18 protein-coding genes are annotated in these 22990 nt (G+C 32.8%); 4 read left to right on the top strand and 14 right to left on the bottom strand.

Going from position 1 to position 22990, the window contains the following annotated elements:
* Positions 1 to 91: 91 nt before the first annotated feature.
* The 4 genes from NQ499_RS02470 to NQ499_RS02455 all read right to left on the bottom strand — a co-directional run bounded on the left by NQ499_RS02470 (position 92) and on the right by NQ499_RS02455 (position 5803).
* The gene (locus NQ499_RS02470; RefSeq protein WP_238319810.1) at positions 92 to 2818 is read right to left on the bottom strand and encodes a prolyl oligopeptidase family serine peptidase; all 2727 of its coding nucleotides are present in this window, start codon (positions 2816 to 2818) and stop codon (positions 92 to 94) included.
* A gap of 117 nt (positions 2819 to 2935) precedes the next feature.
* Positions 2936 to 3763 (bottom strand): helix-turn-helix transcriptional regulator, encoded by an 828-nt coding sequence (locus NQ499_RS02465; protein WP_006504435.1) that lies wholly within the window; start codon positions 3761 to 3763, stop codon positions 2936 to 2938.
* 114 nt (positions 3764 to 3877) lie between these two features.
* On the bottom strand, positions 3878 to 4291 hold the full coding sequence (locus NQ499_RS02460; RefSeq protein WP_006504434.1) for a very short patch repair endonuclease: 414 nt from the start codon (positions 4289 to 4291) through the stop codon (positions 3878 to 3880).
* A gap of 12 nt (positions 4292 to 4303) precedes the next feature.
* Positions 4304 to 5803: a Sau3AI family type II restriction endonuclease gene (locus NQ499_RS02455; protein ID WP_006504433.1), complete on the bottom strand. Its 1500-nt coding sequence runs from the start codon at positions 5801 to 5803 to the stop codon at positions 4304 to 4306.
* Positions 5804 to 5945: 142 nt separating this feature from the next.
* Between NQ499_RS02455 and dcm the strand changes: the two genes are divergently transcribed.
* The gene (gene dcm, locus NQ499_RS02450) at positions 5946 to 7202 is read left to right on the top strand and encodes a DNA (cytosine-5-)-methyltransferase (RefSeq protein WP_006504432.1); all 1257 of its coding nucleotides are present in this window, start codon (positions 5946 to 5948) and stop codon (positions 7200 to 7202) included.
* Positions 7203 to 7227: 25 nt separating this feature from the next.
* On the opposite strand, the gene NQ499_RS02445 is transcribed toward dcm, so the two are convergent.
* Together NQ499_RS02445 and NQ499_RS02440 are read right to left on the bottom strand one after the other, a co-directional pair.
* Positions 7228 to 9165: a hypothetical protein gene (locus NQ499_RS02445; RefSeq protein ID WP_006504431.1), complete on the bottom strand. Its 1938-nt coding sequence runs from the start codon at positions 9163 to 9165 to the stop codon at positions 7228 to 7230.
* Between the two features lie 35 nt (positions 9166 to 9200).
* Positions 9201 to 10418: a restriction endonuclease gene (locus NQ499_RS02440; protein WP_006504430.1), complete on the bottom strand. Its 1218-nt coding sequence runs from the start codon at positions 10416 to 10418 to the stop codon at positions 9201 to 9203.
* Positions 10419 to 10687: 269 nt separating this feature from the next.
* On the opposite strand from NQ499_RS02440, the gene NQ499_RS02435 reads away from it, so the two are divergent.
* Positions 10688 to 11470 carry a MurR/RpiR family transcriptional regulator gene (locus NQ499_RS02435; protein WP_006504429.1) on the top strand — a complete coding sequence of 261 codons (783 nt, stop codon included), beginning with the start codon at positions 10688 to 10690 and terminating at the stop codon, positions 11468 to 11470.
* 20 nt (positions 11471 to 11490) lie between these two features.
* Here the strand turns inward: NQ499_RS02435 and NQ499_RS02430 are convergent, their stop codons facing one another.
* The gene (locus NQ499_RS02430; RefSeq protein WP_040389549.1) at positions 11491 to 12276 is read right to left on the bottom strand and encodes a Nif3-like dinuclear metal center hexameric protein; all 786 of its coding nucleotides are present in this window, start codon (positions 12274 to 12276) and stop codon (positions 11491 to 11493) included.
* A 37-nt stretch (positions 12277 to 12313) separates the two neighbouring features.
* On the bottom strand, positions 12314 to 13645 hold the full coding sequence (locus NQ499_RS02425; RefSeq protein WP_006504427.1) for a PTS sugar transporter subunit IIC: 1332 nt from the start codon (positions 13643 to 13645) through the stop codon (positions 12314 to 12316).
* A 352-nt stretch (positions 13646 to 13997) separates the two neighbouring features.
* On the opposite strand from NQ499_RS02425, the gene NQ499_RS02420 reads away from it, so the two are divergent.
* Complete coding sequence (locus NQ499_RS02420; protein ID WP_006504426.1) at positions 13998 to 15224, top strand: alkyl/aryl-sulfatase; 1227 nt, start codon at positions 13998 to 14000, stop codon at positions 15222 to 15224.
* A gap of 34 nt (positions 15225 to 15258) precedes the next feature.
* Here the strand turns inward: NQ499_RS02420 and NQ499_RS02415 are convergent, their stop codons facing one another.
* From NQ499_RS02415 to NQ499_RS02395, 5 genes are all read right to left on the bottom strand, one after another.
* Positions 15259 to 16878, bottom strand: a complete 1620-nt coding sequence (locus NQ499_RS02415) for a prolyl oligopeptidase family serine peptidase (RefSeq protein WP_081455786.1) — start codon at positions 16876 to 16878, stop codon at positions 15259 to 15261.
* Between the two features lie 121 nt (positions 16879 to 16999).
* On the bottom strand, positions 17000 to 17695 hold the full coding sequence (locus NQ499_RS02410) for a MurR/RpiR family transcriptional regulator (RefSeq protein WP_006504424.1): 696 nt from the start codon (positions 17693 to 17695) through the stop codon (positions 17000 to 17002).
* A complete protein-coding gene (locus NQ499_RS02405) occupies positions 17692 to 18441 on the bottom strand; it encodes a MurR/RpiR family transcriptional regulator (RefSeq protein WP_006504423.1) in 750 nt (249 codons plus the stop codon). The genes NQ499_RS02410 and NQ499_RS02405 overlap by 4 nt, the downstream gene beginning before the upstream one ends.
* A gap of 77 nt (positions 18442 to 18518) precedes the next feature.
* Positions 18519 to 19304, bottom strand: coding sequence for a Nif3-like dinuclear metal center hexameric protein (locus tag NQ499_RS02400; RefSeq protein WP_006504422.1), 786 nt, complete (start codon positions 19302 to 19304; stop codon positions 18519 to 18521).
* A 45-nt stretch (positions 19305 to 19349) separates the two neighbouring features.
* Positions 19350 to 20576, bottom strand: coding sequence for a hypothetical protein (locus tag NQ499_RS02395; protein WP_040389548.1), 1227 nt, complete (start codon positions 20574 to 20576; stop codon positions 19350 to 19352).
* Positions 20577 to 20715: 139 nt separating this feature from the next.
* Between NQ499_RS02395 and NQ499_RS02390 the strand changes: the two genes are divergently transcribed.
* Positions 20716 to 22059 carry an MATE family efflux transporter gene (locus NQ499_RS02390; RefSeq protein WP_006504420.1) on the top strand — a complete coding sequence of 448 codons (1344 nt, stop codon included), beginning with the start codon at positions 20716 to 20718 and terminating at the stop codon, positions 22057 to 22059.
* 19 nt (positions 22060 to 22078) lie between these two features.
* Here the strand turns inward: NQ499_RS02390 and NQ499_RS02385 are convergent, their stop codons facing one another.
* Complete coding sequence (locus NQ499_RS02385) at positions 22079 to 22945, bottom strand: DMT family transporter (RefSeq protein WP_006504419.1); 867 nt, start codon at positions 22943 to 22945, stop codon at positions 22079 to 22081.
* Positions 22946 to 22990: the final 45 nt, after the last annotated feature.

The raw sequence follows: 22990 nt of genomic DNA, 5'->3' as shown, positions 1-22990 counted from the left end.
CCATTCCCATGTGTTAAGATCCCCATCATGACATGTAATAAAAAGAGAGACTACATACATAGCCTCTCCTGCAGCATTTTTCAATAAAATTTTATCTTACTTGTTCTCTTCTCTTTAAGTAGATATAAGCACCAGCTGATGCAAGCATCATGAATGATAAACCAGTTAATGCAGTTTCATCACCAGTCTTAACTGTACCATCAGTCTTAGTATCAGTACCTGGTTTAGTAGTTGGTTTAGTAGTTGGCTTAGTAGTAGGTGTAACAACAGCTGAAGTTGCTTTAGCCTGCTGTCCTAACCACTTCCATGCATTTAAGTCACCATCATAACATTCATTGTTGTCCCAATAGATCCAAGACCAATGTCCGTTATATTCATATGCAGAACCATCTTCGTTCTTATATTCACCACTTGTATCTCTTACATCATCAAAAGCTGATACATGCACATTCTTAGCACCTGCAGCAAGTAATCTCTTTAATGTAGGTTCAGTACATAATGTGTAATCAACAGTTGTATCTGTCTTAGCATATGTAAACCAGATAGGCATATCCTTGATTGCATTAATTTCTGCATCAGTAATATACTGATCCTGATATGCTTCACAAATAGGGAATGCAGCAGCAAAGTAATCTGGATGCTTTAAGATCATTTCCATAGTCATGTAACCACCATTAGAGCAGCCACCAATATAGATCTTACTTGTATCAACATCAGGATTATTCTTTACATAAGTATCAATTAAATCAAATAAACCTTTAGCGTAGATAGAACCCTTATCACCGTTCTGGTATTCACCATTACCGCCATCCATCCACATAGTTGGACACTGAGGAGCAATAACATACGCATCATTCATATCTTTCTGGAACTGATCTCCAGCCATAGCTGTTACTTCATTTGCAAGTAAGTCAATAGAAGTATCTGTTCCACCTTCACCAGCACCATGTAACCAGATGACTAAAGCGTTTTTCTTGCCATCTTTCTTAGGTGTATATTCAGCATAAGAATAGTTAATACCATCTACAGCTTTATAAGATTTCTGAGTCCATTTATCTAACTGTGGACATAACTTACCTTCTTTTTCTACATCAATGTCTGCAACAACATCTAAGTTATTGATTTCTTCTTCCCCAGCAGTTAAAGTCGCACCACTTGCAAGTGATACATGTAACTTATAAGGGTTACACCAGCTATTAAATCCAGTTGATGGACGATAAATAAATGGTGAACCATCACTAGGAGATACATACATTTCAATAGTAATATATTCAGATGCAGTATTTACTTTATTACCTTTATCATCTGAAGTATAAGCAGCAGTGACTTTTCTATCACTTGAAACAAGACCTTCTTCACCAGTTGTCCAGTTTAGAATACCATTCTTTTCTTCTACAACCTTTAAGTTAGAGGCATCTACAGAAGTAGAATCAACAACCTTATCAAGTTTTACAATAGTCTTTCTAACTGCAGGTCCCCAGTCTTCACCAGTTACAAATGCTTTCTGAGTTCCTTTTGCAGTAACTGTTTCAGCCTTAGTCTGTTTAGCCATCCATTTCCATAAGTTGACACCATTTTCATCATAACATTCATTATTATCGAAATATGTCCAAGACCAATGTCCATCATACTGATGTGGTTGACCATTTTCATCATTGAAACGTCCTGTTGTATCATGAACATCTTCAAATGCTGAAACATGAACTTCTTTATTACCGGCAGCTCTTAATCTTTGAGCTAATGCAGCAGTTGTATTTTCATAATTTACTGTTGTATCATTCTTTGCATGAATGAACCAGATTGGAAGATTCTTTAGAGTGTTGATTGTTTCATCAGACACATCTTGACTATTCTTAGCTGCACAGATTGGATAAGCAGCCGCAAATGCTGTTGGATAATCAATAATCATATCCATAGTGAACTTACCACCAGCACTACATCCACCAATGATCACTCTATCAGGATCAATATCAGGATTAGCCTTTAATGTTTCCTGAATTAAGTTATATACAGTAGAAGTCTTAGTAGCAAATGATCTCTGTGGAACTAGTACATAGGCACCATTCATAGTCTTCTGGAAATCAGTACCACCTAATGCAGTTACCTTATTACATAATAAGTCAACCTGTACATCAGTACCTGTTTCTCCAATACCATGATTCCATACAACTAAAGCATTCTTATGATTATCTTTCTTTGGAGTATAAAGTGAATAAGACACTGTATCTCCATTATCAGTATACTTTAGAGAACTGTATTTATTATCTTTGAAAGAGAATCCGTCTAACTGTGGACAGATCTTTCCATCACCTACAATATCAATTGTAGGATCTACTGTTACTTTAGTAATTGTATCAGTTGCAGTCTTAATATCTTCCCCCTCTACAATTGATACATTTAACTTATAAGGGTTAGCCCAGTTATTACGCCAAGCACTACCATCCCATATAAATGGATTTCCTTCACTTGGTGAAATAGCCATTTCAACAGTCACAATATTAGAGTCTGTAGTTACTTTATCTCCATTCGCATTAGAAGTATAAGCATCTACAATAGTACGTGTTGTAGTTGTTTCACCTGCAGTCTGTTCGACTTTAAAGTCTCCCTTAGAAACAGAATCTGCTTTGATTGTCTTGTCTAAAGTCATAATTGACTTCGTTACACCACTTCCCCAGTCATCACCAACTAGGTAAGCTTTTTGTGTACCTGTTGCTTCATTCGTTCCTGCTGCAAGAACGGGTAAGTTTGTCATGGACATGACCATCATGGCACTTACCAAGCAACTCATTGCTTTCTTACCATTATTCATTGTTTTCATTCCTCCTATAGGAACAATTATAATAAATGTAAACGCTTTACTTAGGTAAAAAACTAATATAATTAGGTCACTTTTCACATATTTACACATAATAAAAATACAGGAATAACCCTGTATTTACTTACAGTCATGTCTAAATTGGTTAGGGGTACAATGATACAAATCTTTGAATACTTTATTCATCGATTTTACATTGGGAAATCCACACATAATCGCAATATCAATAAGTGGTAGATCAGAATCAAGCAAAGCCTGTCTTACTTCTTTCGCACGTGTCTGAGATATATAGGCCTTTATTGTCATACCAAGATTTTCTTTAAAGAGTTTAGAAAGATGTCCTTCTGATAGATGAAATACATCAGAAAGTACTTCTATTGTTAGATCTTCCTGATAGTTATCATCAATATAGTTAATAATAGAAGTAATGCGATGTTTATTCTTTTCACTCTTTAATTCTACTTTATCTTTCTTCTCTATAGAAAGGTGTTCTACTAGTAAATAGATCAAATGATATAAAGCAGAATAGATAAGTAAATCTTTATGGTTACTATCCGTTTCATAGTATTCATTTATAAGAAATAGCTGCTTTTTAATCAATGTGCCTACTTCTTCATCTGGCTGTTTAAAGTATATATGATCTATTTCAGGATAAACTTCTTTTAGGAAGTGATAGTTGATTTGTAATGCTAAACCTATATAGGGTTTGGGTCTTCCTGATTCAAAAGCATGAATGCTTCTAGAGTTTATTATGAAAGGCCTATTGTTTTCTTGGTAGAGTTTATAGTATCTTCCATCTACCCAGCCATATTCTCCATTACATATAGGTAATACGATTTCAAGGCTATTATGCCAATGTTTATGAATAGGTTCGCATATGTCTCCTTCAAATCGTATGAGTTTTATAGGCAAGTTTAAATCATCGTTTATTTTTTCATATTGAATCATTGGTTCACCCTCCCTATGTAAGCATTATCAATAATAACATAAATGAAAGAATTAATGTAAGAATGTGCAGTTTTAAAAAATAGAAAAAGGAACATCCTGCTAGAGGGTGTTCCATCATTGTGTTATTTCTTCTATGAGTAGTTTCATTCTGTGATCAAAGTCTTCCTTGATTTCACATTCCCAAACTACTATCACTTTATAATCAAGTTGTTGGAGAAGATTATAGTTCTTCACATCGTTCTCCACATTTCTATCAATGTGTTTTATCCAATATTCCTTCCTTGATTGTGGGTATCTTCCATATTTGCAACCATAGTGATGATGCCAAAAACAGCCATTAATAAATACAACTGTTCTATATTTTAGAATTACTATATCAGGAGTACCTGGCAAACTCTTATCATTCTTACGATATCTAAACCCATGATGCCATAAATACTTCCTTACCATTGTTTCAGGCTTATTATCTTTACCACGAATACGACTCATTACCTTTGAACGTTGTTCCTGAGTAAATACATCAGGCATATTCTCACCTTCTTAATCTTTTAAAGGTAAATATTTATTCACTAACCCTAATACATAATCATTATTCAAGAAGAAACACTGCTTAGTAATAATGGTACCATCAAGCAATTCATCACCATCAGTTTGTACATTTCCTGAGCCAATTATTGTACCATCTTTGAACACATAAACTGCTTTATTAGCATGTGGTCTTACATGAACAATCAAGTCATCAGTTTTAGATGGAAGATTATTGTGTACAATTGGTCCGTTCTTGTTTTCACTGATTGTAAAATCTATTCCATGCTTGGCAAGATACACTGTTCTTTCCCAAGCTTCACGTACCTTTCCGTCCAAATCACTTTCAGGCATTGCCCATAAGAAAGCCCCTCTAAATCTGTATTCGTATTTAGAATCGTCTATTTCATCAAATACACAGAACAAATACTTTTCGTTAATGAACTTATTTCTTAATTCAGAATCTTCCCAATTCTCTTCTACAATATCCTTAAACTTAAAAGCAGGGAAACTCATTGATTCCTTTATAGTTCCGTTCTTCTTAATACGGATTGTTTTGATCTTAATATTTGCTTTATAGAATTCATCATAATATTCATCAATATCTTTACTCTTAGTTTCTGGTGAAGCATTCATCATTCTTGCAATATAACTTCTCAAATAATTAAGAGATTTTCTATTCACTGGTGTTTCAATCATACCATCTATTTCAGATAGTGACTTACCATAGTAAGGCGTAAACAAATATTCTATCATCCTATCAAAGATATTATCTCTTCCTACTATACCAGTCGCTTTCATCAAGCTCTCTTTTGTAATGGCATTGTCATTAAATACCTGCGACCTTAATAAAGCTGTCATATATTTAGGCTTTAGTGAGAACGCTCTTCTTTTAGCTTTAACTGAGCTAAATGGTTGATCAACAAAAGAAGTAGCTGCAGTAGCCCCTTTTGTACATGCACTTAGATAATATGTATCTGATTCAGAAATATCTTCAGCATGACCACTTTTAATCTTATCAATAATAATGTTATAGTCGTTAATTATGATCTGCTTATCTTCTTCTGGTATGTCTTTAAATTGATAAAGAAAAATCTTATCTACACATAAATCATAGTTCATCTTCTCAGGCTCATTGAAATAGAACATTAAAAGCACTTTATTAAGTTTGTCTAAAACATGGCTGTCTTCAAAAGAGACATTATAATCCTTCATATAGTTGATCATTGTGACAACTAGTCTTTCTTTTGCTGAAACCATATCCTTTTCTTTTCCTACTCTATTCATTGGAGTCACTTTTAATTCCACTCCTAATTCTGGGAAGTCTGCTTCTTGTCGGCTATCAATGCCCTTATGGAATAATCCTTCTTCAATGACCTGTCCAATCTTTCCTTTATTACCACCGTTTAAACGATTATTCACATCATATTCTTTAAAAGGAACACCTAAAGAAGACTGAGCTGTTTCCAATAGTTCTTCTATGCTTTGATAAACTTTATTTTTTTCTTCACTCACACTTACAATCCTCCTTGAAAAATGATAATATATAGATCACTTTGCCTATTGATCGATAATTCTATTTAATGTATAATAGATGTGTTATGGGCTCATACATAAAAATGTAATTATATTATAACATAAGACGGAGGAAGTATACATGGAACTAACAGTTGTAGAACTATTTGCCGGTGTAGGTGGATTTAGAGTAGGATTGAATGATATCAAATCATTTGATGAAAATGATAAAGCTATCGAAAATAGAAATTGGAAATTCGTTTGGGCGAATCAGTTTGAACCATCTACAAAAACACAACCTGCATATAACTGCTATTGTACAAGATTTGGTGAAGAGCATACTTCCAATACAGATATTCAAGAAGAAGTAGCTCACCTAGACGAGGATACTGATTATATTCCTAATCATAGTCTTCTTGTAGGAGGTTTTCCTTGCCAGGACTACTCAGTCGCAAGATCACTAAGCGGTGAAAAAGGGATTGAAGGTAAGAAAGGTGTTCTTTTCTGGTCAATCGCAAAGATTTTACGTGTAAAAAAGCCACCTTTTGTATTATTAGAAAATGTCGATAGATTACTTAAATCACCTTCTAAACAGCGTGGTAGAGACTTTGGTATTATGCTTAGAACTTTCAACGATGAAGGTTATGATGTAGAATGGCGTGTTATAAATGCTGCTGAATATGGAGCAAGACAGAGAAGAAGAAGAACATTCATTTTTGCATGGAGAAAAGATACAAAGTATGCAAAGACACTTTCTGATATAAAGATTGAGGATATTATCGCAAAGGATGGATTGTTTGCAAAACAATTCCCAATCAACTTGATTGATACTCCTATTAGAACTTATGATGTGACTTCTTATGAAGATACTGTAGAGATGACAGAGAAATTCCAAGCAAATTTTGAAAATACAGGTTGTATGGTAAATGGACAGGTTGTAACTTTTAAGACTGAGCCTCAGTTTAAAGAACCAATTCCTTTAAAAGACACTTTACTTCATAATGTAGATAAGAAATTCTACTTAAATGATAAACAGAAAGAGAAGTTTGAATACTTAAAAGGTGCTAAACGAATCACAAGAACAAATGCAGAAGGTTTCACTTATAACTTCTCTGAAGGAAAGATTGCTTATCCTGAAAATATTGATTTACCAAGTAGAACTATGTTAACAAGTGAAGGTACAGTTAATAGAAGTAGTCATGTTGTTGCAGACCTAGATACAGCAGAAAAGAGAATTATCACTCCAATAGAAGCAGAAAGATTACAGCACTTCCCTGATAACTGGACTAATACAGGAATGACTGATAGACAGAGATATTTCATGATGGGTAATGCATTAGTAACATTCATCATTAATACATTAGAGCCTAGATTAGAAGAGATTATAAAAGCAGAGTAGCCCTATGGATACTCTGCTTTTTGAATCATTCTTTTTCAATCGTATCTTTATCCGTTTTCATCTTATCTCTTTCACAAAATTCATCATTTATTTTAATGATTATAAGAACCACTATTTTAAGTAATTCTATATAATCTCTATATTGCACTTCTGTATCCATTGGATATGTAGCATGTAGATACTTATTTCTTAAATCCAGTCCATTACTAAACGATGATTTGTTCAATGCATAGTTCAGATAATCAACTTCAGGTTTTGAAAACAAAGTGCTGGAACGAACCAATTTTCCTTTTTCAACCATTTCATCTAAAACAGCTTTATAGGAAGGCATTTTATAATCACAAACAACTTCATGATCATATAAATCTTTTAAAATTGCAACTGGTTTTCTAAGATAAACTACTTCATCTTTTGTAAGACCTAAATCTCCTTGCTCTATTAGCCAATCAATATCACCTTTCTGATAATCTTCAAAATCAGAATATAAAATTTCCTCATTGATTAAAAGCTCATACAAAGTAGAATACTTATCTTTTGTTCTTTCTATAAAAGATAAGGCTGTCTGATCAGAAAATAGTAATAACATTTCTGTTTTAATAGTGCTTTTGTCATTTGAATAAGCATACTTGTTTTTTATAAAACTAGGCAAATTTTCAACAAATAAATGTTCTGATGACATTTCATATAATTCACGGTCAATCTCATCATTCTCAACATACATTCTAAATTGTTTTAAAACACCTTCCATTTCAGAAGCTAAATTTTTGAATTTCTCAAGGTATGTAGTAGCAGTTGACGGTGTAAAGCGAAATCCTTTTGCCGAAAATTCTTCTATCAAATACTCTTCAAAGAACCATCTAAATACTTCCTCAATATTTATTTTATGTTCATTTAAGAATTCAACATAAAATTTCATCTGTAATGCGAATAAATCTGACCTAAATCCAAAAATCGTGTTTTCAGTATATGAACGTTTGCCTTTAACGGAAAAAAGTTGTTCAAGTAAACCTGTATCTGATTCTAACGAAACAAAATTACTTCTATAATTCCAGTCTGTCATCTCAAACACATAGATAAAGTTATTTAAGATTGTTGGATAATCAAGATACTTTTCAAACCATCTCACATCATATGTGATTAGTTTAACATCGCCTTGATCTTCACATCTTTTTATTTCATCTTGTTTTACAAATTTGACTACTATACTATATCCAACCGAATGTACATCTTCCTTATTTTCTTGCCAAAATCTTTGAAATCTACGTGTCGCATTTAATCTTAATTTGTCACTAATTGGGCATCCATCCGATGACTGTGCATCCATAATTAAATTCAAAACATTTGGATCAACATTATCAGAATCAATGTACTTTTGAAAAATACTCTCATATTCTGAAGCTTCAAAACTCTTTGGAAAATAATAGTCTATCGACTCAGCTCTCATATATTTTTCAGATAATAATTGTGCAGTCTTATGTGATTCACGCAGTACAAATGCTATCCCCTCATCATAGTTTTTTACTATTTTTTCTTGCTTCAATATAGTGCGTAATGGAGACTCTTGATTTTTAAGATACATAGCAAAAGATTCTTCCTTCACTCTTTCATAAACTTTAAAACGAGCAAAAAGAACCCAAAAATCACGAATGTAGATACTCGCAACATCATTAACATAGTCAAGCCAATTATTTTCATTGATTTTTGAGAATAATTTACCTATTACAGAAGTCATTGAATTGACTTTCTGTTTTCTATTATAAAACTCCTCATTTGTCCAAACTTTCGAAGCGCTAACTGCATTATATAGTTGCTGTATGTTATACAATTCTAACACAGCATTAATGTCTATATATTCACTATTTTTATCAAAAGAAAAAATAATAGCATCCGCTTTTTCTAACTGTATAGAATTAGCCATATCTCCTTTGCCATAAAATTTGACACCATCATAATCTGGACGCATATATTACCTCCTCTTTCTCAAAAATATACTTGTCATTATTTGTCTTGTTCCCATTCTTTTCTTCTACTATCAATACTGTTCAAATACTCATCTATATTTTCACTAGTAATAGAATTTATTCTAAGTATTCTCGCAATATCTGTTGCAGTAACAACTAATATAGGATGACCATCTTCAACAACCTCTTGATAAGCTTGCTCATCAACATAGCTCGTTGTTATTAAAATACCAAACTGTCTATATCTAATTCTAGATATAAGTCTAGACATCTGTTTTATACCTATGCCATTAGTCTCAGCATAGCACATAGCTTCTAATGCACAATCAATCTTTAATGGAGCATTCACTTTACCACCACTGTTAATGGAATAGTATCCAATAGAATCTCTTCCACCATCTCTCCATGGACGAGTCAGATTGAAATCCACAAAATGATTATCCATTTTCATCAATAAATCCATCGCACATGATTCAAAGCCATATGGATTATCTTTATAATGTTCCCTAATAGCATCAACACACTTCTTGCCTTCATCATCACACTGTAATTGATCACACTTACTAGGAATATGAATAATCTTAGGTGCCTTCAACGCTTCTATCCCATCTCTACCTTGAGAAATAAACTTCTTCCATACATCAGGTGCAACATCTATACTAGCCGAATGATCCTCAGATAAAGATTTAATCCAATCTCTAGAAATACCTTTCCCCTTAGTATCTAGTATTGTAAAGTAAGCTTCATAATTCTGAAACTTTTGGCCATTCAATGAACACCATAATGCAACTAAATCTCTACCTGGCGATATATTACTATTTCCAGGTGCAGCTAAACCTAAAAACTGGATATCTCTTCCATTTCCAGTTTTTTTAAACACAAAGAAAGGTGGCATATCTTCTAGATTATTACTATTAAGTAATTCAAATACCTCTTCTAATAAAAGGTTACCTTTCTTCTTTGTGTTTCTTATATCATTTCCAGGTTTTCTATTATCACCATAATATCTGAATACACCTGTTTCCTCATCAAGAAAGTCTGGCCATTCTAATTCTTCCATAGAAGTATATAAAATGACATAAGCAGGTAGTCTGCTTCCATCTCTTCTATTCACTCTTCTAAATCCACCAGCGTTTCCACACGGAAAAAGATGAGATAAAGGATCAGAGCCTAAATTCGGGGCTGTCCCACCTTTATAAACACAACCTATTTGCAAATCAGCATTTTGTAAGTCTTCAAAAGCAACTTCTACCATTATTTCACTTCCTTATATAATAATCTCTTATAAATATATTACGCTATATTAATCTTATCTAACAACAGTTGCATGTACAAGAACAATTATTTTAACTCATGCCTTCCCTTAATAATTATCAAGATTCATCTACACTACCAATTCGCATACAAATAAGCTTTTTTATACGATAAATTAACAATATCCAAGTAGAAATATGAAACATTATAAAAACTTCATATATAATAGCCATTTATCATGTATAATACACCTAAAGGGGTACACATCATATGAACTTAAAAGAAAAAATCAGTATTTACTATACCAATCTTACACCAACAGAAAAAAGAATATGTACTCTCATAATGAAAGATCCTTCTATCATTATGGAACATAACATTATTGAAGCAGGTGAACTATGTCAAACTTCTAAATCTGCAATGCTTAGATTCGCCAAAAAACTTGAATATAGAGGGTATTCAGAGTTCAAATATTCTGTTGAAGAGTATTATAAAAATGAAAATTTGGATAATGTTGAAAACACACAAAATACTATTCTTTCACAAATATCTAATAATTATGCACTCACTATTAATCAAATAGGTAACTCTTCCTATGATGGACAATTACAAGAGTTAGCACAGCTATTAGATGAATATCCTTATGTAAAATCTCTAGGTATTGGTAACTCTTCATTCTGTGCTAGTCAGCTCGTATATTCCTTATATTCATACAATAAGTTCTTCGAAGCTGTAACAGATCAACCTCAGTTCACATATCTTAATAACTGTCTATCAAAAGATTATTTACTTATTATCTTTAGTGTTTCAGGATCAAATACTTATCTAGACTTGCTTAAAACAGCAAAACGAAAAGGTGCATATACTGTACTTATTACAATGAACAATGACACGACATTAAAGAATTATGCAAATATGGTTTATTATCTACCTTCTACTGTTGAACCTAGAAGTCAAACAACTGTTTTAAAACAATTCGATAATAGAACAACTCTTCACTTTTTCGCAGAAATCATTTCATACTATTACGGATTATATTCCGAAAGAAAATAAGCACCTCAATTAAGAGATGCTTATTTTTCTATATGATAAATACCATATTTGTTAGGAACATAAGTAAATGAAACTTCTTGAAGTTGTTCATTGAGATACTTAGCAAGGCATTCAATTCCTGGTGCTTCACAAGTCATATGATTAATAACAATAAGAGGTAAGTCATTATCCATCGCCCATTGAACCGCAGTCCAGTTATTGATACCATCGTCACTTACTAAACAGGCATCAACTCCATGTTCAGACATTTGAAAAACATCTGTGCATGCTCCAGTACCTATTCCTAATCTATTTATTTTTTTATTCTTATCACCAATCACTTCAATGCCATACTGATAATAAGGCTTGATTTGTTTAATGATATGCTGCGCTAATTCTTCAACTGTCATATTTACATCATTCGCAAATCTTAAGAATGAATAATCATGTGACTCTTCGAAATTCAAATCTAATACTTTTGCCCAGCAATCTTTTACACCATATTTTGGATATAAATCCCATAAATCATGACATCTATATAACGTAATATCATGTTTTTCTAGTAATGCTTCTTTTTCTTTCTGTGCTTTATAAACAGCTGTAGGAAGTGATGTTGATGCCATATAGAATGCATTTTCATGTGTAATAATAAAATGCACATCATGTTCTATTGCATACTGAATAATTTCTTTAGTAGCAACCCAGCAAACAACTACTTTATTCACGTCTTTTTGATCATCCCCAAATAGAATGCGGTCTCTTGTACAACTTCTATTGACCCACTCACCTTGTGATTCTAATAAATCTAAAATTTGTCTAACTCTCATATGTCCTCCTTTAAAAAACCTGGAGAATAGGATAACCCTATTCTCCCTGTTCAGATAATTTCTCATCTTCTAAATCCATCTGTTTATCATAAGATTTCATAAATGGAATGAAGATAATAATGTTGATTGCAAATAAGACAAACCAAATAATAATAGCACGATAATCCATAGTTGAAAGGAATGCATATAGTGGTGCAGGTAGAGTCCAAGGAACACTCATACATGTCTTATTCATAAGACCTGCAGCTGTTGATAAATATGCAACAACTAAATTAATAGCGACACAAATCATACTTGGAATGAATGTTAAAATGTTTAATACTGTTGGAACACCAAATACTAATGGTTCATTGATGTTAAATAATGATGATGGAATTGCTAAATGTCCTAATGAACGTAATCTCTTATTCTTACATACAAAGTTCAAGTTAAATAGAATTGCAAGATAAGCGATAGCTAATCCAAAGATAAATGTAAAGTTACCTGCAATAATGTTTGGAATTTCTTTGTTTGCATTATATGCAGCTAAGTTAGCAACTAAGTTACCAGTGAAAATTGGTGTAGTAATAGCACTTACCATATTGTCACCATGAATACCGAAGAACCAGAATACTACTGTTAATAATACGATAAATAACATAGATGGTAATGATGCTGTCGCTGAGATAAGTGGTGAGAAAACAGTAAATACAAGATTAGTAAGACCAGATCCTAATGTTGCAATACATACCTGATCTAAGAAGATAAAGAATAAAATATCAACAACCATTGGCAATAAGACTTCGAATGGCCCAGCAACCATAGGTGGCACACCGGCTGGCATTTTGATTTTGATATTTTTTTCGATCATGAAATGGTTAATTTCTATTACAACAAGTGCAACGATAATAGCTGCAAACATAGAACCAGAACCAAGACCACTTAAATTGATATAACTACCATCTTTAATAGTCTGTGGAACTGCTGCAATACATAAGAAAGTAAATAATGCTGTAATCGCATTTGGGAAAGCTTCCATTTCATAATGCTGTGCTAAACGATATGATACGCCAAGCACTACATATACAGAAATGATTCCAATTGTTAAGTTAAATGGAATTGTAAGAATTGAAGACCACTGAGTAGCCCATGTCTTCCATGCGATTAAAAAACTAAAGAAGAAATTAGTAGGTTTCATAACCTCTAAATCAACTGGTGGGTTCGCAATCATAAGTGAAATACCACCAATAACTGTAAGTGGAATTAAAATTGTAAGACCATCTCTTAATGCGGCAAGATGTCTTTGTGAAGCAATCTTTGTTGCTACTGGTACAACTTTTTCTTCCATCACTTTTTGAAACTTGTCAAAAAAAGCTTTTAATTTTTCCATAAACAATGTCCTTTCTATCCTTTGTAAGTGTTTACAGATATGATTATATTCTTGTTGTGAAATAGTGTCAATATATTTTGATGATAAATGGGAATTTTCTCATTAATTGGGCTTAATAAACTAAATTCCACGCTTAATATCATTATTTTATTATATTGATACTTTTTCTCATTATTTCATTGAATCATTTATTGTGATTTCTCAAAATCATAGCACATAAAAAATCTTTTTAAATATAATCTACCTTCAGCAAACTAACGAATGAAATCATGAGCCTCTAATATTTACCTCAAAGTGCCTACTACCCTCCTATCTAATTCTCTAGTAGAATACATATAGGAGGGTATTTAACATGAGTGAACAACTATTAATCAAACATACACAAGAAACATTTAAAAAACATTTCTATGAAATCAATGATTACATTCTATTCTTCTATTCCTATGGTCATAGTAATGCAACTGCTATTATAGGTAATAGTTCTGTTATCTTAATAGATACTCTAGACTCTAATGAATATTCACAAGACTTATTGAATGACTTAAGAAAGTATACAGATAAACCAGTGAAAACATTAATCTATACTCATGGTCATCCAGACCATAGAGGTGGTGCAGGTACTTTTAGAGATACTGTAGAAGAAATCATAGCTTTTACACCATTTAAAACACCTTTAAAGTATTATGAAAAGATTGATGAAGGATTAAGAAAAAGAGGAACATATCAACATGGATATACTCTTACAAATGAAGAAGCAATATGCCAAGGTATTGGTATAAGAGAAGGTAAGGTTACTGGTCATGGATGCTATGATTTTATCTCTCCTACTACTTTATATACTGAAGATAAAGTCATAAGAGATATTGATGGTATACATCTAGAGTTATATAGAGCACCAGGAGAAACTGATGATCAGATCTGTATCTGGATCAATGATGATCAGGTTCTCTGTACGGGTGATAATTATTATGCTGTTTTTCCAGCATTATATGCTATTAGAGGTACACAATACAGAGACCTTGCTACATGGATTGATTCTTTAGACCTTATTCTTTCTTTTGATGCAAAAGTTCTATTACCAGGGCATATACATCCTTTATTAAACAAAGAATTAATCCAGAACCAAGTAGGTCAGTTTAAAGAAGCTATCGAATATATTCTCTATAATACCCTAGACTGTATTAATAAAGGTCTTACTCTAGATGAAACAGTACAAACTGTTTCATTACCAGAAGAACTTAAGAACTCACCTTACCTGCAGGAATATTATGGAACTGTAGAATGGGCTGTTAAAAGTGTTTATACAGGCTATGTAGGATGGTTTGATGGTGATCCTATCCATTTATTACCTGTCAGCAATCAAGAATATAATAGTGTATTATTAGATCTTATTGGTGAAGAAAAACTATTAGAGAAGATTAAAGACTGTATGTCTCATTCACAATATCAAATAGCCTTACAATTATTAGAACTCATAGACAATAAAGAACTAAAAAAAGAATGTCTACTACAACGTGCAAAACAAGTAAGAAGTGCGAATGCGAGACATTATCTAATTGCAGCTAGTAAAGAGTATTAAAAAACAGGTCCCCTCGGACCTGCTTTAGTGCGTATTAAGCTCTTTTTCTTCTAATAAGAATGATTCCAAAAGCGGCTACTACAAACATTGCGATATATGCTGCAAATGTAGTTGTATCACCAGTCTTTACTGGATCCTTCTTAGTAGTAGTTTCAGTTTTGTTTGTTGTATCTGTTTTGTCTGTTTTGTCTGTCTTATTTGTTGTATCTGTTGATGGTTTGTTTTCTGGAGTAGTAGGCTTTTCAGGTTCTACTGGAGCAGCATCTTTCATATATGTAGCTGCCCAATTCCAGATATGAGTACCTGATGCATCAGATGGGTTATTTCTCAAAGTATAAATCCAAGACCAATGGTCACTGTATTTAACTGTTTCTTTCACACCATCTAAATTATAATCTTCTTCAAATTTAAGTTTACCACAAGGTCTAGTTTCACCTAATGAGTCAACTTTATCTTCTAAATCTACTGTATCATATAATGATAATTTATATTTACCATCTTTAGTTTCACTAGTAGTGAAGCTTGAATTAAATTCCTGTTCTACTCGAGTAGTAGTTAATTCAGCACCATCAGTTAAGATCTTAAAGATTCTCTGTGAACATACTTCTGACTTAACGCTAGTGTCTGTCTTACCCTGTACTAACCAGATAGCTGTCTTAGAATTCTTAAGGCTAGCTAATTCTTCATCAGTTGGAGTTTCTCCACCTCTAATAGCTGCTGTATCTAATGCAGGACAGTTAATCATAGCTGCAGAGAATAAATCAGGATATGCAATCAACATTCTAGTAGTCATATATCCACCAGCTGAACATCCACTTACTACAACCTTATTAGGGTTAATATTGTATTTCTTGATAACTTCTTCGATTTCTGTTTTAGCTTTTTCTAATAAATTATCTCTTTGAGCATAGTACCAAGTAGCTGGTGCCTGGAAACTCATTACATGAGCACCACCAAAGATGTTCTGAGCTTCATCAGTAGCCCAAGCAACAGTACCTCTATTTGCAAGCATCTGAGCAACGTTATTCTGAGTATTATAACCTTCTAAGTCCCCTTCACCATTACCATGGAACCAAACAACTAACTTATCAGCACCCTTTGCTTCATGGAACTGATAATTGATTCCCTGAGAGCCTTTAACTGAAGTGAACTTTGCTGTTTCTTCATCAATAACAGTATTATCACAAGTGATTTCTCCAGTGATATCTTCTAAGTCTCTACCATCTACTGAAGTTGCTTTTAAAGCTTCATTCTGAGTAATAGTATAATTAATCTTACCTGGATAGTTTCTACTTTCAGATAACCAAGTTAAAGTAGCACCTTCTGATTCATTCATATAAAGTGTTACCTTACCACCTGCAACTTCTACCTTTTCAATAGTACGATCAGCATCGCTATAAACTTTCCCGTTATTTGAACCAATCTGTACATAGTTAGTTGCATGAACTGTATAAGTATCTTTATCAGCGCCAGACACTTTTACACCATCACCGTAGTCAATTACAACTTTATTGACTACCTGCCCAGCATCTGTGACTTTGCCATATAACTGAGCTACATAATTACCTGCTGCCTGAACAGGAACTACAAACACCATTGCAACCATCATTGCAACACTTACAACAACTGAAAATACATGTTTCATCTGTTTCATGTCCATTTCCTCCTGTAATAAATATATCAGAAAGAGTATATGAAAGCGATGGCATAAAACGTTTTTAGTTTTTATTTTATAACCATTATTTTTTTAAAACAGAAAGGGTTCACAAAATGAACTACTTTTGTATATTATCTAAGATTCCATATATATTTTCAAAAATCATGCAGAGATGATGTATTCTATCTGCTATACATCTCTCATCAATTTCTATATAGTTTTCATTTAATTCCTTCTTCTTTGCGACTTTCCCTATATAGATATGTTCTATATTTCTTTGTTCCAATGATTCCATTAAAGTAATATATTCATCAAGATACCCTAATTCAAATCCTAGATTAGAATGAAAAAGAGAGACAAAGAATACAATATCATCCGATGTCACATTGAGCTGTATCAGCTGTTTCATAGGAAGAGATTGATACAGCTGAAAATCTATAGGTATTTTTGTATCTCGGAAAATCTGCTTATAGACAAGTAATGGGGCAAGAGAACTCTCATCTCCTAAAACAATAATTCTTTTCTTATCTTTAATCTTATCCCAAAGTAACTCATCATACTGACAGGAACGATAAAGTGGTCTCGTAGACAACTCATAATACAGCTGATATTGAACAGCAGTAAAATTCTTATAGCCTAAATCAATAGAATAACGTCTCAATGTTGATTTAGAAATATCTAAGTCTTCTAAGATATCATTCACTTTATATTCAATGATAGAATGACGATTCTCTAAAAGGTAATGTGTAATACGATAAGTATAGCTTTCTCTATCCGATATACTATCTAACATATTCAACTGTTCTAATATCATAAGTAATTCTCCGCATAATAGTATGTAATTTCTTGTATATAATAATCCAGGATCATATTCTCTAATACTTCATCTAATCCTTGAGGAATCGTAAGTCCATAAGCATCTTGTAAATAATCATAATGTCCTATAGTAATCATCTTTGGATTATTCTCTTTCATTTTATTAAGTAACCAAGGATTTAAGTCTACAATTCTTCCTTCCATACTTAATAATATGACACAATCATCTTTCTCAGGAGTAAAGAAGTTTGTTTTATATATACTATCTTTTACAACAAGCTTCCCCATTACATAGAAATCTATCTGCATTCTAGAAAAGTAACTAGCCATCTCATCAGAACCTATAAGTATTACTCTTTTACTATTATAAATCATCTCACATACTTCTTTAACCCATGACATATCTATGAGTCTTTCATAATCTTCTGATTTAAGAATACTAGAAAATACCTTATGAAGCATCTCATAATCTTTATCATTGATTCTATTTTGTATCTGTACATAGCGAATACGCATATGACTAGAAAATAATGCTTTAAAGATCATATACTTCTTATAGCCATAAATACGAAAGAATCGATTTAAGCTAGAAGTAGAAACAAAACATCTTTCTGCGAGTTCATTAATAGTTAAATAATCTAATTCATGTCCATTCTCTAATAGTCCTAAGGCAATCTGATAATTGATATCACGTACTTCTGGATTATTAATAAACATGAATAAGGCATTAAAAAAACAATTCATCGTATTCCTCCCTTACAGTTATCATACCATGAATTGTTTTTATACTTCATTTTTTTCAAATTCGTGCTTAAAAATGCTTATTCATCCATATGATATATACCATAATCATTGGATACAAAGGTAAAAGTCACTTCTGGAAACTGTTTAGACAAGTACTCTACCATATGTTCCATACCTGGTGCTTCACATGTCATATGATTAATCACTATAAGTGGAATATCATGATCTACTGCCCACTGAACACCTATCCAGTTACTTACACCATCATCACTGACTAAACATGCATCTGCACCTTCTTCATACATTTCAAATACATCTGTACAAGCCCCTGTACCTATGCCTAATCTATGTATTATTTGAGTCTTATCTCCTATGATTTCTATACCTTGCTGGTGATATGGTTTAATCTTATTAATAATATGCTGTGCACATTCTTCTACTGTCATATTAATATCATGAGTATATCTATAATAAGAATGATCATGTGATTCTTCAAAATCTAGATCTAATGTGCTAGCCCAGCTATCTCTAATGCCATATTCAGGATAGACATCCCACAAATCATGGCATCTATAGATAGTAATATTATGTTCCTTTAATAATGCTTCTTTTTCTTTTTGTGCTTTATATATAAGTGTAGGTAATGATGTAGATGCGAGATAGAATGGATTCTCATGTGAAATAATGAAATGTATATCATGTTCTACCGCATATTGAATCACTTTATTTGTCGCTACCCAGCAAGTGATAACTTTACTTATTTTTGTTTGATCATCCCCAAACAATATACGATCTCTTGTACGGCTTCTATTCACCCATTCACCCTGTGATTCTAATAAATCTATGATATCTCTAATTCTCATATATGTTCACTCCTTTCTTATAATTATACACAAAAAAAGACATTCTTAATCAAGAATGTCTACCTGGATTGCATTAATTGTCATCAAACTTGTAAAGTCATTAATAGATAATGTACCTACAATCTTTACTGTCTGTCCCTGTTTAAACTTATCAATCTTATATCCTGGAGTATAGATGATTGTATCAATACCACCTACATTAGGAATAAAGAAGCTTAACTTGATACGATCATAATAATCCTTTACAGGAGCACTATGAATCTTTAAACCTTCTATAGAAACAAGGGTCTTTTCCTGTCCTATGCCAAATGGTGATAATACCTGTAAGTATTCTTCTATATTTGTCTTAGATAAGTCTGAGATTTCTAATGGAATCACATCTTTTTCTGTACCATCATCAATATAATCTTCATTAATGAAGTATCCAGCATTGATTTCATCCGCAATAGGTGCAACAGAACGGAATTTACCAGTACCAGGACAACCATAAATCAAATACTTAACCATCTTTTTCGCATTATTTAAAGATTCAAGGTAATGTGCCATCTTATAAGTAATAGAATCAGCCATAACCTGTTCATTATATGTCTTCTTGAATTCTCTTTGACGCATATTGTTTTTCTGTCTTGTCTTAGGTGTTAATGCAATAAATTCAATCGCATCAAAACGACAATCATTTAATAAACCTAAAGTCTTCTTTAAATGATATCGATTAGAATTACGTAAAGGAGTTCCTTCAGCCTGAATACCAATACCTGCAAGAGAAGCTAAATACTGATTCTCTTTACCAAGTAATGTATTAATAAGCTGTAATACAAGTAAGCTCTGTGCAACATCTTCATCCTTATAGTGACCACCAGGTACTAATGGATAAACATCATTTCCATTTCTTACTTCTAACTGATCTCCTAAGATAATATGAAGACCAGGACCAAAATCATCCTGAGGACCATCATAGAATTCAAAAGCTGATTTTCCTTTAGCCATTAAAATACCTAGGAAGATCATAGCACTTTCTAATAAATGATGTAGTTCTGTACTCATGATACAAATATGAATCTTAGACTTAGAAGCACATGCTTCTTTAATGAGATTCACTACTGTTTCACCATTCTCTAAATCTGTAAAGTTATAATAGAATGGTGTGTTGAGTGCTTCATAGTCTTCTTTTGTAAAGCCTCTATGCTCAACATATTTCGCAATAATAGGATTCACTTCATATGAATCCATGATTTCTTTTGTATGAGATAATTCAACTTCGTGAAATATCATTTTTTCACTCCCCTCTTTCCAAAACAATTATAACGAATGGGACTCTAAAAAAAAAGTGTTACTTTCATTTACTCTTTTTGAAACTTCTCAACACCTTTATTTTTAATATGTTAGACTATAGTCATGAGGAGGGGATTTGATGAAGAAAGATCAATATCAAATGGATATGACGCACGGTCCATTGCTTGGTAAGATCCTAATATTTTCTATACCATTAATGTTTTCAGGGGTGCTGCAGTTATTATTTAATGCAGCAGACGTTATTGTGGTAGGACAGTTTGCTGGTCCACGTTCTATTGCGGCAGTAGGTTCTACATCTTCTGTTGTCAATCTATTAGTTAGTTTATTTATTGGTTTATCTGTCGGGGTCAATGTACTTGTTGCACGTTTTATTGCCTCACAAAGAGACAAGGATACCCATGAAACAGTACATTCTGCCATACTACTCGCAATTGTCTTTGGCTTGATCTTTGCGATTATTGGTGTGACATGTGCCAGAATGATTCTAGAAGCGATGGAATCACCGGATGATGTTATCAGTCTTGCAACAACCTATTTACGTATCTATTTTGTAAGTATGCCTTTTGTCGCTTTATATAACTTTGGGGCTGCCATATTACGTGCCATTGGTGATACAAAAAGACCACTTATATTCCTTATTGTAGCGGGTGTTATAAATGTCATATTAAACTTAATATTCGTTATTATATTCAAGATGGATGTAGCTGGTGTCGCACTTGCGACATTTACGGCTGAACTTGTTTCTTCAATACTTATTATTCACTGCTTGATGAAAACAAGTACTGTCATTCATTTAGATATTCATGCTTTAAAGTTCCACAAAGATAAGGTGATTCAGATATTCAAGATTGGTTTACCTGCAGGATTACAGGGTGCTATCTTCTCTATTTCTAATATCCTGATTCAGTCATCTATTAACTCATTTGGTTCTATTGCGATGGCAGGTAATGCCGCAGCAGGATCACTTGAAGGATTTGTCTATCAGTCTATGAATGCCATCTATCAGGCATGTATCACTTTCACAAGTCAAAATTATGGTATTAATGATAGAAAGAGAGTCGATAAAGTCCTTGCATTATGTATTGGAATAGTCACAGTTGTAGGACTTGTTTTAGGTAATCTTGTCTACTTCTTTGCGGATGAACTGATTCGTATCTATACAACAGATGTACAAGCCATTGCCTATGGTCATGAAAGATTATTATATATATGTGTACCTTATTTCATCTGTGGCTGGATGGATGTCATAGTCGGTTCATTAAGAGGTTTAGGTTATTCTACTATTCCTATGATTGTATCTTTAATAGGTGCATGTGGACTAAGAGTCTTGTGGATTCTTACTATCTTCCAATATTTCCATACACTTAATTCTATTTATTTATCATATCCAGTGACTTGGATAGTTACTGCAGCAGCCCATCTTATTACTTATATGATTCTAAGAAAAAAAGCTTTTAGCTAAAAAAAATCCATTCAGAATTTTAATTCTGAATGGTTTTTTTGTCTGGTAACTGTGCAATAATAATCGCAATAAACATGAGTACACAGCCCAATCCTTCTTTGATTGTAAGACTCTGACCTAAGATCACCCATCCTGCAAGTACTGAGAATACAGATTCCATACTCAACAAAATAGAAGCTACTGTAGGATTCATACCCTTCTGTCCAATAATCTGTAATGTATAGCCTGCTCCACTTGATAATAATCCAGCATAGAGAATAGGCACGCATCCTGCCATGATATTATGCATAGATACATCTTCAAATAAAAACATAGGAATAGTATTTAATAATGCACATGTGAAGAACTGAATACAGCTCATCTTTACACCATCTACTAAAGGTGAATAGTGATCAATGACAAGAATATGTAATGCGAATACACAGGCACATGCACATACTAATAAGTCACCTTTACCTAAAGAAAGTGATCCTGTCATACATAATAAGTAAAGACCAATCACTGCTAAGACAACAGAGATACCAATCTTAGGACTTAACTTCTTCCCTAAAAATAAGCTAAAGAATGGTACAACGATTATATAAAGTGCTGTAATAAATCCTGCTTTACCTACAGTTGTATACTGAATACCAAACTGCTGTAGGGCACTTGCTAGACCTAATACAATACCGCAGGCAATTCCTCCTGCCCATAATTTCTTATCCTTGAAGTCCATTGTATGATCAAAGAAATAAATAAGTGGTAATAAAACAAGTCCACCTAAATAACTACGTAAGGCAGTAAAAGTAAATGGTCCTACATAATCCATACCTGCACTTTGTGCTACAAAGGCACAGCCCCAGATGAAGGCTGTAAGCAGTAGTAATAAATGATTTTTATAACGCATGATTTTCCCTCCTACAAAGGGGTATTCTACATGAAATCATCATTA

The organism is Catenibacterium mitsuokai (genome assembly GCF_025148785.1).
Taxonomy (GTDB): domain Bacteria; phylum Bacillota_I; class Bacilli_A; order Erysipelotrichales; family Coprobacillaceae; genus Catenibacterium; species Catenibacterium mitsuoka.
The sequence above is the reverse complement of the archived record's forward strand: the minus strand, read 5'-3'. Positions and strand labels throughout refer to the sequence as shown.